A 13,718-nucleotide genomic window follows, 5' to 3' on the forward strand; every position below is an offset into this window, starting at 1 on the left:
ATGAGTAGTCAGCTTAATTTTTCGGCGCTCAGCCGTACCGTTCAGATCGGAACCGGGGTCGATGAGCGCACCGGAGCCGTGAGTTTTCCCATTTATCCGAGTGCCACCTATCGCCACCCGGGGGTCGGCCAGAGTACCGGCTATGATTATACCCGCTCAGGCAATCCGACCCGAGAGGTGCTGGAGGAGGCGCTGGCGGATCTCGAGACCGGGGCCCGAGGCTTGGCCTTTTCGTCAGGGATGGCGGCCCTGACGACCCTGTTTTTGCATTTTTCCGCAGGTGATCATCTGATCGTTTCTGAGGACCTTTACGGCGGTACCTACCGGGTGCTGGATCAGGTGTTTGGGAAATTTGGCCTGCAGGTCAGCTATGTCGATACCACGGCGGTAGCGGCAGTGGCAGCAGCGCTGCGGCCAGAGACCAGGGCGCTGCTGGTAGAGAGCCCGGGTAATCCGTTGTTGGGCATCGCCGATCTGACAGCGCTGGGAACCCTGTGTCGTGAGCACAACCTGCTATTTGTCGTCGACAACACCTTTGTGACCCCGGTGTTGCAACGCCCTTTTGACTATGGTGCCGATATCGTCGTTCATTCAGCGACCAAGTATCTGGGTGGCCACAGCGATCTCTGTGCCGGGGTGCTGGTTGCCCGTACCCCGGAGTTGGGCGAACGCCTTTATTTTCTTCAAAATTCTACCGGGGCGGTGTTGCCTCCCCAGGATTGCTGGCTGTTGATGCGCTCCCTCAAGACCCTGCATCTGCGGCTGGAGCGCCATTGTCAAAGCGCCGCTGTCGTTGCCGAATGGCTTGTCCGTCACCCACGCGTGGCCAAAGTGTTTTATCCAGGGTTGCCCGACCATCCGGGCCATGCCCTGGCGGCTACACAAATGCACGGCTATGGCGGGATGCTGTCTTTCAGGGTCGACGATGCCGCGCTCGCTCGTCAGGTGTTGGAGCGCTTGCAGTTGATTTCTTTTGCCGAAAGCCTTGGCGGGGTAGAAACCTTGATGACCCTGCCGGCGGTTCAGACCCACGCCGATATTCCCGCCGCGGATCGACAGCGACTGGGGATTGATGAGGCACTGCTGCGCCTGTCGGTAGGATTGGAAGACCCGCAGGATATTATTGCCGATCTGGCGCAGGCGTTGGCATCCTGATGACTGATGTTGTGATATCAACATATTTGTTTGATAGTTAACTTTGTGGGAGTTTGCTGATGACCCTTTCTGACAAGCGTATCGCGACCTTACTGGTCCACCAGGGGCAGGATCGCGATCCGGCTACCGGGGCCTCGACCGTTCCGATTTATCAGGCTTCGACCTATCATCACCCCGGTGGGGTCGGGCAGGAATTTGATTACGCCCGCAGTGGCAACCCCAGTCGCCAACAGGTTGAAGAGGCGATTGCCCTGCTCGAAGGCGGGGTCCGGGGTTTTGCCTTTTCCTCGGGAATGGCGGCCATCGGCAGTGCCCTGTCCCTGCTCGAAGCCGGTGACCACCTGATTGCACCGGACGATCTTTACGGTGGCAGTTATCGCTATCTGACGATGCTGTTACCGCGCCAGGGAATTGAGGTCAGCCTGGTCGATCAGTCAGATCGCGCCCAGGTGGCCGCAGCTATCCGTCCCACCACCCGGGCGCTGTTTCTCGAAACCCCGTCCAATCCCCTGTTCAAGATCACCGATCTGCGCGCCATGGTTGACCTGGCGCGTGAGCATCGCTTGCTGACTCTGCTCGACAATACCTTCATGACCCCACTGTTGCAGCGCCCCCTCGATCTGGGTATCGATGTGACGATCCATAGTGCCACCAAGTTTCTCGGCGGTCATAGCGACATCCTCGCCGGATTGGTTGCCGTTGGTGATAACGAGATTGCCGGTCGAATCAAGCGTATTCAGAATTCATTTGGTGCGGTACTCGGGCCGTTCGACAGTTTTCTGCTGTCACGCGGGATCAAGACCCTCAAGCTGCGCCTTGAAGCCTCTCAGGCCAATGCCCAGGAACTGGCGACGCGGCTGGCCCGACATTCGGCAGTGGCCCGGGTGATTTATCCCGGTCTAGACGATTTTGTTGGACGTGATCGCCATTTTTCCCAGGCCGGCGGCGCCGGTGCGGTACTCTCCTTTGAATTAACGGATGCCGCTGCAGTAAAGTCTCTGCTCGAACGCGTGCAACTGCCGATTGTCGCGCCCAGCCTGGGTGGCGTCGAAACCATCCTGACCCATTGCTGGAGCATGTCTCATGCCGCGATTCCGGCAGCGATCAAGGAGCAGATGGGGATCACTCAGGGATTGCTACGCATTTCGGCCGGTATCGAAGATGTGGAGGATCTGTGGGAAGACCTGGATCAGGGATTGCAACAGTGTTGAAAAGACCGGGCGTCGGCGCTAGAGATTGACATTTTATCGGAATATCAATAGCCTAGCACTGATAGTCACTTGTTGAATTACTGCGGCACAGGGATTATGCTCATGAGAAAACTGGCAAACCTGTTTCTGATCCTTTTTATCGTTTCAGCGTTCTCCGGTATTTCCATGGTGTTGGCTCAACACGAGGGGTTGTTTCCCTTTGCTGCGCAGATGCACTATATCCTCCGGGGAGCCTGCCTGATCAGCGGTTTTCTCGTCTATATCGGTTTTGGTTTTAACCGTCATCTGCCCAAACGGGTGCTGATTCCGCTGTTACTGTGGTTGTTCTGGAGTCTGGTGGCGTACTGGCCACTGGATTATTTTGCCCTGGGGTGGGGGCAGTTGGTGGCCTATATTGCGCAACTGGTCTTTGGTATCCTGTTGCTTAAAGTCAATTCTCTGTTAAACAACAAGAGCCTACTGCTGGTGCCCGAGCAGTTTATCGGCTCGTCCTTCAGCTTGACCACCCTGGTCAAGTTTTCCCTGATCAGCCTGATTGTCCTACCGCTGTCCTTGCTGCTGATCCTGTTTTCCCTTGTCAGCGGAGTGCTCGAGCGCAGTACCGGTGGTTTTGTTCAGCTGCGACCCGACGGCCTTTACATGCAGGAGAAGGTCTATCACCTTGATGGCAAGGATATCCGTCTGGCAGGAATGATTCATCTCGGGCACGGGAGCTATTACCGCGATCTGATTGCCTCAATCCCCACTGAGCGCACCCTGATCCTGGCTGAAGGGGTCAGTGACGACACCGGTTTGATGGGTGAACGCTTCAGTTACGGCAATATTGCGGGTAATCTTGGCCTGTCGAGTCAGGAGCAGTTTCATTTTGTCGGCCGCCGTATCAGTCTGGCCGATCTGCGCCAGCCTTATCGCGAGCGCTATGATGGTCCGCATATTCTCAACGCTGATATTGATCTGCAGCAGTTCGATCCCCGCAGCGTCGAGGTGCTTAATGCCCTGGCCCGATATTTTTTACATGCCGATTCCCTGTGGCACGGATATCTGCAGTTTAATCGTTGGGCTGAGGAGAATATCACCGTCGATACCAATCGGGTGCTGATGAATGATCTGATTGATAAACGTAACCAGGCGGTCATTGCGCTGCTCCCCCAGGCCCTGGATCGTTACGATGTGGTAGTGATTCCCTGGGGAGCGTTGCACATGAAAGGGATTGAGGTGGCGGTGCGCGCGGCAGATTTTTATCTTCACGACAGCTATCTGCGCCGCAGCATCAGCTTTTTTGATCTGCCTTTTGGTCGTATCTTTCAGCAATGGCGTAGTCACAGCTAAAAACTGACGGTTCTGTTCACGGTTTTTTTGCGGCAGTGGCAGCACTGATTCCCGCCAGATACCCGGTCGACCAGCACAGCTGCAGATTGAATCCCCCGGTCGGGCCATCCAGATCGATCATTTCCCCGGCAAAATACAGATTGTCGACCACCTTGGAGCGCATCGTGCGCATGTCAATATCAGCAAGACTGACCCCCCCGGAGGTAATGATCGCGCGCTCCGGCGTATCGAGAGCGGTCACCTTCAGGCGCCAGTCTTTAAACAGACGGCCCAGACGTTGCCGCTCTTGTTTGGTGATGGAGTGGCACTTTTTCTCGGCTGGAATCTCGCTTAATTGCACAAACAGCGGAATAAGGAGTTGAGGCAGTAGTCCGGACAGGGCGTTAGCGAAGTTTCTGTTGCTGTGGCCAGCGAGTTCTCGCTGCAGTCGCTGATCGAAAAGTTCGACACTGACTGCCGGTTTCAGGTCAAGCTGAAGTTCGACCGGGCCGCGTTGCAGGGCATCACGAACCAGCGCACTCAGATCGAGGACAATCGGGCCACCGATGCCGTGACGGGTAAAAAAGGCTTCGCCAAAGCGTTCGGCAATCGGTTTGTTGTTGTGCCAGGCGGTGATGTTGACATTTTTCAGATTCAGGTTGAGTAAATCCTGGGTCCAGTCGGCATCAAGCTGTAATGGTACCAGCGCCGGCTGGGGCGGGGTCAGCCGATGTCTGCTATCTGTTGCCCAGCGGTACCCATCGCCGCTGCAGCCGGTCTCCGGGTAGGATAACCCCCCGGTGGCAACAATTACTGTCGCGGCAGCAAAGGTGCCATACGCTGTTTCGACCGCTCGAACGCATCCCTCTTCGTACTGCAGACCGTTAACCCGACAGCTGGTTTTGGTCTCTACCCCTGCCTGTCGAATATACTTCAACAGCAGCTTAAGGACTTCGCTCGCACCACCCTGTGCCGGGAATATCCGCCCACCCCGTTCGCGTTGTAATGGCAAGCCCCGCTGTTCAAAAAAATCGACGGTAGCGGCGGTACCGAGGCTGTAGAGTGCCGTCAGCAGGGTTTTGCCCTGCCGGCCGAAATATTCGCAGAACCGCCGTGGATCCTCTTCGTCATAGGTGATATTACAGCGCCCCTTGCCGGTGATCAGCAGTTTGGCCCCACAGCGGCGGTTCTTCTCCAGGAGCAGCACCCTGGCTCCCTGCTCAGCGGCAACCCCGGCGGCAAAAAGCCCGGCCGGTCCACCACCAATGACAATCACATCATAAACAGACACTCGTGCTCCCATTTTCCCTTCGCGGAATGAATTATTGCTTCAGTGCTGAGACACAAAAACTTTTAGGCCACCAAGCTACCAAGAACTCCAAGAAAAACAGGGCAAGGCCTTTGTTGTTTTACCTAATTCTGGTTTTTTCTCTCTTGGTGCCCTTGGAGTCTTGGCGGCTGATTTAGATCTTCTCTTAACCCCGGACAAAATCGCTGTTACAATTTGATGTTGTATGCCGACGCCAGATAGTGAAGATAGTCCTGGTCTTCACAGATACTTTTCCCCGGTTCGTCGGAAATCTTGGCAACCGGCCGTCCGTTGGCCGCCACCATCTTGATGACCATGTCGAGGGCGGGTGTTCCCGTATCGTTGGTCAGATTGGTGCCGATACCGAAGGCCACCTTTGCCCGTCCATGAACATACCGGTAAATCTCGATCATTTTGGGAAAGGTGAGGCTATCACTGAAAACCAGGGTTTTGGTTGCAGGGTCAATCCCCATCTGCCGGTACATGGCAATCGCTTTTTCACTCCAGTCAAAAGGCGAGCCGCTGTCGTGGCGAAGACCATCATACAGCTTGCCGAAGTAGGGGTCGGTGAAATCCCGCATGAATGAATCCATTGAATAGCAATCAGTCAGTGCAATGCCGAGCCGGCCACGAAACTCACGAACCCACCCCTCCAGAGCTGCTTTCTGGGCATCTGCCAGCCGGGTGACCGCCTGCCACGCCTGGAACCATTCATGGGCCATGGTGCCGATCGGGGTGGCGCCAAGGCGCCTGGCCAGATCCAGATTGCTGGTACCGACAAAATAGTGGGGGACGTTATCGAGCAGCAGGGTCAATGCTTTCTCCTGCCATTGCTGTGACGCTCGCCGACGGGTACCGAAGTCGGCAAAACCAAATCCTGCCAAGGGTTCCTGATTCTGCAGATAGGCGATTTTTTCGTTGAGTCTGGCGCTGGCGACCCTCTCATCAACCTTGCCACAAATGACCCTGGTATGTATTTCACTAATAATCGCGAGGGTGTAGATCTCAAAAAGAGCAACATGAATCAAGGGCCCGCGAATCCGCAGATCAATATCTTCACCCATGGGTCGAATCGTAACAAACCGCATGTCGAGCTGATAAATCCTTAGAAACTCGATAAAATCAGGGGTAAAAAAAGGGAAGGTGGCGAGGTAATCGAGCTCTTCATCGGCAAAACGCAAGCAACAGACCTGTTCCAATTGCTGCTTGATTGCGTAAATCCGGGCGGCCAGATCAAAGCCGTGGCGATTACGACAGTGAAATTTCCACTCAGCTTCAACGGTACGAAACTCGGGAGCATGATAAAAGGCCTGAAGCATGGTGAGCTTATAAAGATCGGTATCCATCAGGCTGGTGATCAGCGGTGGATGGTCCATGAGCGTCATTTTGTCCGGCTCAGTTCACGGCTGCTATCAATCAGAACGGCTCCTTGTTGGCGCATGGCGGCTATGGCTTCTCTGGTGGTATCAGGGGAGATGCCTCGGCAGGCGGCGAGATTGACGATCACCGTGAATCCCGCCCGCAGCAACTGCAGAACGGAGGTTTTGACACAATAGTCGGTGGCCAGGCCGCCGACGATCAGGGTCGTGATGTTGTGCTCCTGCAACCACTCAATGGCCCCGGTACTCTCGGTTTCCTGCAGGTCATGATAGCAGGCACCGTAAGGATGCTTGAGAGGATCGACCCCCTTTTCAATCACCAGGTCGTAATCGGTTTCAGCGGGCAGTCCCGGCAATAACCGGTTCCCTTCGGTTCCAACCACGCAGTGGGGTGGCCATTTCACATCAAGACCGGGAAAATTACCGCTGACCGGTTGCAGGGTTTCCTCCGGGGTAGCGGCAACCCAGGGTGCTTCGGCGGGATGGCAATCCTTGCTGACCAGGCGGACGGCACCAAAGGCAGCCTGTGCGTTCAACTCGCTGACGATCTGCTCCCCTTCGGGAACCGGCAGTTCCCGTGGGCACAGAGGTGAAAATCCACGTTGCGGATCCACATCAAAACTCGCAGTCACTGTCGGATCGATCATCATCGCTATACCTCACTGCTGGTTGCGTGCCGGAGAAATTAATTCAAAAACCATGGTAACTGTGGCCTGAATATCGACATTGCCGGGAGTGATTGGTACCGCATCGCTGGTGGTCATCATGCGCGCTTCAGCCATCAAGGGTGCGCCACCGCTGAAACCGCCGGGAGTATCAAGGGTCAAAGAGAGAATGTTCCCCACCTCGGCACCGGCCGCGGTGGCGAGTGCCTGCGCTTGTCTGAGAGCTTTCTGGGTGGCCAGAGTCATGGCCTGTTGCTGGTAGTCGTCCTGGTCAGCAATGGTAAACTGAAGATTGCCGACCTGGTTGACCCCGGCCTGATGGGCCAAACCAAGGAGTTGTCCAGCCAGATCAATCCGGGAGGTGCGGATCCACAGGTCATTGCTGACCCGGTAGCCGATAATTTCGCGCTGCCAGTTGGCCGGGGTTGGTCTGGGCGGTTGGCTCCATTGTGGCTGAATCTGAAACTGTCCGGTGGCCAGATCCTTGCGCTCAAGGCCGAGTTCAGCAAGCATTGTCATGACTGCACTCATACGCTGGTTGTTGTCGTTCACCGCCTGACCGGCGTCAGCCGCTTCGGTGATGACGCCAAGGCGTAAACGCAGTTGGTCGGGGGTGGCTTCGACCCGTCCTTCTGCCTGTACCCGCAATAGCTGTGGCGTCTGGTCAGAGACTGTTGTGACCAGGCTGCGTTCGGGATGGAATGGGTGGGGCATGCAGGCGGAAAGAACAAAGAGTAACAGCAGGCCGGGCAGGAATCGGTAGCTCATAAGGATACTTCCTTCATCTTAAATGACAAGGGTTGCGGTTGATGTTTACGCTGAAAAAGCGAAAAACGGTAATGAAAAGGTTCAACCTGGTGTTCCTGTAAGACGATCTTAAAAGCATCTTCATCGAACTCAGGAAAAAAGGTATCACCTGAGACTTCAATATCAAGCTCGGTCAGATAAATACGCTCTGCCTGGTCAAGGGTTTGCCGATAAATCTCGCCACCACCACAGACAAACAGCTGTTCAGCGGGTTTAGCTGTCGCAATAGCTGCCGCAATATCGGTCGCCACCATGCAACCGGGAGCCTGGTAGTCCGGTTTGCGGCTGAGAACAATGGTGCGGCGTCCGGGCAGGGGGTGGCCGATAGCCTCAAAAGTACGCCGTCCCATGAGCAGGGTGTGCCCCATGGTGTGACGTTTGAACCATTGCAGATCGGCGGGCAGATGCCAGGGCAGTTTTCCGGCATGACCGATGGTGCGGTTGCGATCCATGGCAGCAATCAGGGCAATGATCATCCCACCACCCTGTCAGCCGAGTTGGCAGTAATGACCGGCACCGGGCGCACCAGATAGAGGTCAAACAGACGCTCCGGCAGTTTGTTGACCAGCCGTACCAGCAGAAAGATCGCCACCAGGGAAAAGAGCAAGCGGCCCCAGAAAATGCCCGACACATGGGCGCCAAGAACCATCATCAGCAGGGTGTCTTCAAAAATACTGTGACATAGTCCCATCAGGGTGACCGAGGCAAATAGATCCCGTTTGCTTAAACGACCCGATTGCGCTTCCTGGATGATCAGCCCACCGCCGTAACTCAGGCCCAGGGTCATGCCGATAATGGTGACCGGTGCGGCTTCTCGACTCATGCCGAGGAGTTTGAGCAGTGGTTCCAGCAGCCTGGTCATCAGGGTGGTGATCCCGATTTTTTTCATGATCTGCAGCACCGCCATCAGGGTCAGGATAATCAGAAAAATAATCAGCATGTTACGCAGTTCCGCCAGCAGCCAGGCGCTCCAGGTCGGATCGATGGCTGGGGGGCTCCAGAGGGCCTGATTGGCGTGCTGAAGAGTGCCGCTCAGCTGGTAGGATACATGCAGCAGCCAGCCAAGCAGCAGGGCGCCGAACACGCGGATCAACACGCTGGCGCGAAAACGGGTGCCGGCCTTCTGGGCGATGCGCAATTCTACCGGCAGGCTGTGGGCGACCAGGATCATGGTACTTAAGACCGTCACCTGGGCAACACTCAGATTGAGCCCCGGCGCAACGGTAGCAAAAACCACCATCCCGCCATAAATGTTGGTCGCCATGGCGGTGGCCCACACCAGCCCCATCTGGCCTGGCAGGCCGACCAGCTCCATGACCGGTCCGAGCAGCAGACCGAATTGATCAACGACCCCCCATTGCTGCAAAAAACGGGTGGCGATGCTGATCGGAATGATAATCTTGAACAGCATCAAGCTGGTATGCAGCGCGTTGCGAAACAGGTCGTTAACTGCCGGAAAAGAGCGTTTGAACATCGGTTTATTTACCCACGAGATTGCTTGCCGCTCATGGATTCGATGACCAGTTTGAAAACCAGGGTCGCATCTATTTGAGCTGGTTCGAAGCTGAAAGTTTGATCCGTATATTGTGCCATCAGGATATGCAGTGCTGCCTGTTTTGCTTGTGAATCCTCGACAAGCTCAATCCGCCCGAAGCCCATCACACTGGTGAAACGGGCCCCCCAGTTGCAGGCGCGTTCAGCTTCGATGATGCCGTAATCGATGGTGACACTGAAACAGGCCCGTTGCTGTTTTTTTAACAGCTCGATTTTGCGTCCCTGGGGAGCGGAGTGGAAATACAGGACCCCCTCCTGATAACCATAATTGAACGGCACCAGGTACGGCAGGGGGTCATCCGGGATGGCCAGATGGCAGACCCGTCCCTGCCATAATACCTGTTCCAACTCGCCGGTAGCTGTAATCTCTTTTTCATGTCGTCGCATACCCACCTCTTATTTTCGCAATAGCCACATAATCACTGAAACAACACCACTAACCAGCAGCATGCTGGTAATGGGGAAAAACATGTTGAAGCCCGGCTTGTCAATGACAATATCTCCCGGCAAGCGTCCCAGGGGGAGCTTGCCGAGCCAGGGCCAGAGCAGGCCGACGATGAGAATAAACAGGCCGATAGTAATAAGGATTTTCTGCATGTCACCGGGTCCCTTTTACACGTCACATGATGTCTCCCAGTTTAGCATAAGATGACCGAGGAGTGACCAGAGGAAGAAGGATAGAGCGACAGGAAATTTTTTTGCCGGTCTGCTATTATTGGGAGTGTCACAGGATTTTTTCACTAGCTCCTGAAGAGGATACGATGCCCCGCTGGTTAAAAATAACATTGATCACTGTTGCTGTTGTTATCGGTTTACTGCTGCTGTCAATGCTGATCGTTCCCTGGCAGCTGCAAAAACAGTCGCAGCAGTGGATTGCTACCCACACCGAGCGAACCTTACGTTATGAACGGGTCTATTTCAACCCCTTCACCCTCAAGCTTGAGTTGGGTGGCGTTGTCCTGACCGAAGCCGACGGGGACGATCCCTTTGTCTCATTTGAGCGGGTGATGATTGCGGTCAGCCCCCATTCTGTGTTGCGGCGGGCGCTGATTCTCGGGCGCGTGGAGATCGACCGCCCCTATCTGAATATCGCGTTGCTGGGAGAGCAACACTATAATTTCTCTGATTTTATTCCCCTGTTTGCGGCAGAGGAAGAGGGGTCGCCGGAACCGGTGGTGGAGAAGCGCCCTTTTCATTTTTCGTTGAACAATATCGTGGTGACCGGTGGTGCCCTCGACTTTGTTGATTACACCTCTGTTACCCAACCCCACCACCGGATCCGCCAGCTGGACCTGAGTGTGCCTTTTGTCGGGAATATTCCTTTTCTGCTTGACCAATACGTTGAGCCGAGCTTAAGCCTGCAGCTCAATGATGCTGATATCTCAGCCCATGGCCGACTTAAGCCCTTCCATGATTCCCTCGAAACCCAGCTGTTTGTCAACTTAAGTGATCTTGATCTGCCCTTTTATGCGTACCACTCCCCTGTGCCCCTGCCGGTGGTGGTCAAAGGTGGGAGCCTTGATATCGACCTGGATCTGTCTTATCGGATTTCCCGCAGCGCAGAGCCGCAGTTGCTGGTGGGAGGGCTGCTGCTGCTTGGCGATCTGCTGGTGCAGGATCGGGACCAGGAGCCGCTGCTCGATCTGCCGCTGCTGGTGATCGATCTCGATTGGGCCCATCTGTTGCGCCGGGATATGAGCCTCGCCATGGTGGAACTCCATGACCCGCAACTATGGATCAGCCGCAACTCTGCCGGCAACTGGAACCTTGAATCCGTGATGAGCTCAACCACGGAAAAGAACGCACAGGGTAAGACCCCACAGGATGCCGAGGAAGCACCGCCCTTTTTGGTCAATGTTGAGCGGGTAACAATTTTTGACGGCATGCTGCACTTTCATGATGACTTTGTTGCGGAATCGGTGACTGAAACCTTGCAGGCGATCAATCTGGATATCAGGCAGTTGAGTAATCACCCGCAGCAGCAAAGTGCTATCGACCTAACCCTGCAGAGTGCGCGCCAGGTCCAGCTTGATGTCCGTGGTGAAGTGACGCTCCAGCCTTTGTCCGCTGCCTTTACTGTCGGGGTTGATGATATCCCCTTGCAACCCTACTACCCCTATCTGGAACCCTGGCTGATCCGGCCACCCCTGGGAATTGTCGATCTTGCCACGCGTTTTTCTTATTCCCCGCAAACCGATGTGCAGCTAGTCGATACCCATGTGCGTTTGCATGATCTCGTGATTCCCTTCACCGCTGAGGATCAGTTTAAACTGGCCCAACTGAACCTGATTGGTGGGGCTCTTGATCTGCTTGAACAACGGATGACCGTTAAAACTATTGAGCTCACCGGCGGCGAGATCGACTTCAGCCGTTTGGCCGATGGTCGTTTTTCGCCGGAGTTATTACTGCGTGAACAGCAGCAACGCGAAAGGGCCGAGAAGGTACCTGAAGAGCACGGCGATCAGCCTCCCGAGGGGCAGTGGGCGCTGGCGTTGGGGCGCTTCGTCATCGATAATGCCCGTATCAGCTTTACCGATGAGACCATGGCGGCAACACCGCGGGTGGAGTTGATGAATATCGATCTGGAACTGGAGGAACTGCACTATCCGACGGCGCAGACCAGCCCCTATCGATTTGCTTTGCAGATCGGCGAGCGGGGACGGATTGAAGCTCAAGGGCAACTGGTCTATTCCCCCTTCGACGTGGCAGCGCAGATTCATATGGATGATTTCCCCTTGGCTGGTTTTAATGATTTTGTTCCACCGGAGTTGAATCTTGCCCTTGCGGATGGTTATCTGCATACGGATCTCAAGCTTGAGGTCAAACGATCTGGCGACCATCTCAGTGGAAGTTTCTCCGGTGATCTTGACCTGACCCATTTTGCCTTGCGCGATCCTGTCGGCAGCGGCAACATGATCTCCTGGGAGGGGTTCGCCATTAAGGGGATGGGTGGAGATATCGACCCGTTGCGTCTGCATATCCGTGAGCTGGTGTTGAATAACTATCTGGCCACCATTCAGATCACCCCCGATGGACAGTTGAACCTGACCGGTTTTGGCTCGCCGCCGGACAATGAAGTCCTAACGGTTGCTGTCGAACCCCTTCAGGTCGAAATCGACTCGGACCGGACCCCGGCAGATATCCGCATCGATGAGGTCACCCTGCAGGGGGGAACAGTTTCCTTTGTCGACCGTCATGTGCCACGGGTGTTTTCAACCACCATGTATGATTTGGGTGGACGGATCAGCGGTATGCGCTCGAGCGCCGACATGCTTGCTGATGTTGATCTGCGCGGGCGACTGGAAAATCACTCACCGCTGACCATCAGTGGCAAGATCAACCCCTTGAGCGAAGATCTGTATCTTGACCTGACCTTGAGTTTCAAGGATATCGATCTAACCCCCATGACCCCCTATGCGGGAACCTATCTGGGTTACACCATCGATCGCGGCAAGCTCCATCTCGATCTGAATTATCAGATTGAGCAGCAGCAAATCCGCGCCGCTAACCGGGTCCTGTTCGATCAGTTCAATCTGGGTGAAACGGTGCAGAGCGATAAGGCGGTCAACCTGCCGATTCGCCTTGCTATCGCCCTGTTGAAAGACCGTAATGAAGAGATTCATCTCAATATTCCGGTTTCCGGCGACCTGAACGACCCGAATTTCAGCTTGGCCGGCACCATTTTTACCGTACTGCGCAACCTGCTGGTGCGGGCGGCAACGGCGCCTTTTTCGTTACTGACCGCCATGCTCGGCAGTGATAAAGACTACAGTGGCGTTGCGTTTGACCATGGCATTGCCCGTCTGGATGAGGAGCAACAAAAGAAGCTGACAGAACTGGCCGGTGTGCTGCAGTCGCGCCCGGCCTTCAATCTCGAAATCAGCGGTTTTGCCGATCGTGACAATGACCCGGAAGCCTATCGTCAGGATCGCCTCGAGCAGATGCTCAAAGAAGCGCTGCTGCGCAATCTGCAACGGCGGGGCCAACCGCTTGTGGCGGAAGAACCGCCGATTATTAATGAGGAAAATTATTCTGAACTGCTGTTGCAGGTATATGAGGAGGCGACCTTCCCGCGCCCGCGTAATCTGCTCGGCATGCTTACCAAACTGCCTGATGAGGAGATGGAGAAGCTATTGCTGGCCCATATTGTTGTTGAAGAAGAGCAACTGGCTGAGCTGGCCCGTGATCGTGCGTTGGCAGTGCGCAATGCCCTCGAAGTGATTAACGAAGAACTGACCCCGCGGCTCTTTCTGAAAAAAACTGATATTTTTGCCGCCCCCAAAGAAGGCCCGGTAAGCAGGGTTGAACTGGGGATTGTCCCGAGGTAGAT

12 protein-coding genes are annotated in these 13,718 nt (G+C 55.2%); 4 read left to right on the plus strand and 8 right to left on the minus strand.

Annotated elements, in window-relative coordinates:
• From ICT70_RS06740 to ICT70_RS06750, 3 genes are all read left to right on the plus strand, one after another.
• Complete coding sequence (locus ICT70_RS06740; RefSeq protein ID WP_191154793.1) at window positions 1-1,155, plus strand: trans-sulfuration enzyme family protein; 1,155 nt, start codon at window positions 1-3, stop codon at window positions 1,153-1,155.
• A 59-nt stretch (window positions 1,156-1,214) separates the two neighbouring features.
• Window positions 1,215-2,366, plus strand: a complete 1,152-nt coding sequence (locus tag ICT70_RS06745; RefSeq protein ID WP_191154795.1) for a trans-sulfuration enzyme family protein — start codon at window positions 1,215-1,217, stop codon at window positions 2,364-2,366.
• Between the two features lie 102 nt (window positions 2,367-2,468).
• Window positions 2,469-3,695 carry a hypothetical protein gene (locus tag ICT70_RS06750; RefSeq protein ID WP_191154797.1) on the plus strand — a complete coding sequence of 409 codons (1,227 nt, stop codon included), beginning with the start codon at window positions 2,469-2,471 and terminating at the stop codon, window positions 3,693-3,695.
• A gap of 16 nt (window positions 3,696-3,711) precedes the next feature.
• Here ICT70_RS06750 and ICT70_RS06755 read toward each other — a convergent pair whose 3' ends face one another.
• From ICT70_RS06755 to ICT70_RS06790, 8 genes are all read right to left on the minus strand, one after another.
• Window positions 3,712-4,965 (minus strand): aminoacetone oxidase family FAD-binding enzyme, encoded by a 1,254-nt coding sequence (locus ICT70_RS06755; RefSeq protein WP_191154799.1) that lies wholly within the window; start codon window positions 4,963-4,965, stop codon window positions 3,712-3,714.
• 206 nt (window positions 4,966-5,171) lie between these two features.
• Window positions 5,172-6,368, minus strand: coding sequence for a nicotinate phosphoribosyltransferase (pncB, locus tag ICT70_RS06760; protein ID WP_191154801.1), 1,197 nt, complete (start codon window positions 6,366-6,368; stop codon window positions 5,172-5,174).
• Window positions 6,365-7,012: a nicotinamidase gene (locus ICT70_RS06765; RefSeq protein ID WP_191154803.1), complete on the minus strand. Its 648-nt coding sequence runs from the start codon at window positions 7,010-7,012 to the stop codon at window positions 6,365-6,367. Before ICT70_RS06765 ends, pncB begins: the two co-directional genes overlap by 4 nt.
• A 9-nt stretch (window positions 7,013-7,021) precedes the next feature.
• Window positions 7,022-7,795 carry an SIMPL domain-containing protein gene (locus ICT70_RS06770; RefSeq protein WP_191154805.1) on the minus strand — a complete coding sequence of 258 codons (774 nt, stop codon included), beginning with the start codon at window positions 7,793-7,795 and terminating at the stop codon, window positions 7,022-7,024.
• Window positions 7,792-8,310 (minus strand): dihydrofolate reductase, encoded by a 519-nt coding sequence (locus ICT70_RS06775; RefSeq protein WP_191154807.1) that lies wholly within the window; start codon window positions 8,308-8,310, stop codon window positions 7,792-7,794. Before ICT70_RS06775 ends, ICT70_RS06770 begins: the two co-directional genes overlap by 4 nt.
• Window positions 8,307-9,308: a nucleoside recognition domain-containing protein gene (locus tag ICT70_RS06780; protein WP_191154809.1), complete on the minus strand. Its 1,002-nt coding sequence runs from the start codon at window positions 9,306-9,308 to the stop codon at window positions 8,307-8,309. The genes ICT70_RS06775 and ICT70_RS06780 overlap by 4 nt, the downstream gene beginning before the upstream one ends.
• A gap of 8 nt (window positions 9,309-9,316) precedes the next feature.
• Window positions 9,317-9,775, minus strand: coding sequence for a pyridoxamine 5'-phosphate oxidase family protein (locus tag ICT70_RS06785; protein WP_191154811.1), 459 nt, complete (start codon window positions 9,773-9,775; stop codon window positions 9,317-9,319).
• 9 nt (window positions 9,776-9,784) lie between these two features.
• Window positions 9,785-9,985 (minus strand): DUF2905 domain-containing protein, encoded by a 201-nt coding sequence (locus ICT70_RS06790; RefSeq protein ID WP_191154813.1) that lies wholly within the window; start codon window positions 9,983-9,985, stop codon window positions 9,785-9,787.
• A gap of 164 nt (window positions 9,986-10,149) precedes the next feature.
• Here ICT70_RS06790 and ICT70_RS06795 point away from each other — a divergent pair, with 164 nt between their 5' ends.
• Entirely contained in the window at window positions 10,150-13,716 is a 3,567-nt protein-coding gene (locus ICT70_RS06795; RefSeq protein WP_191154815.1) for a DUF748 domain-containing protein, read from the plus strand.
• Window positions 13,717-13,718: the final 2 nt, after the last annotated feature.

The organism is Pelovirga terrestris (assembly GCF_014773365.1).
GTDB lineage: Bacteria > Desulfobacterota > Desulfuromonadia > Desulfuromonadales > Geopsychrobacteraceae > Pelovirga > Pelovirga terrestris.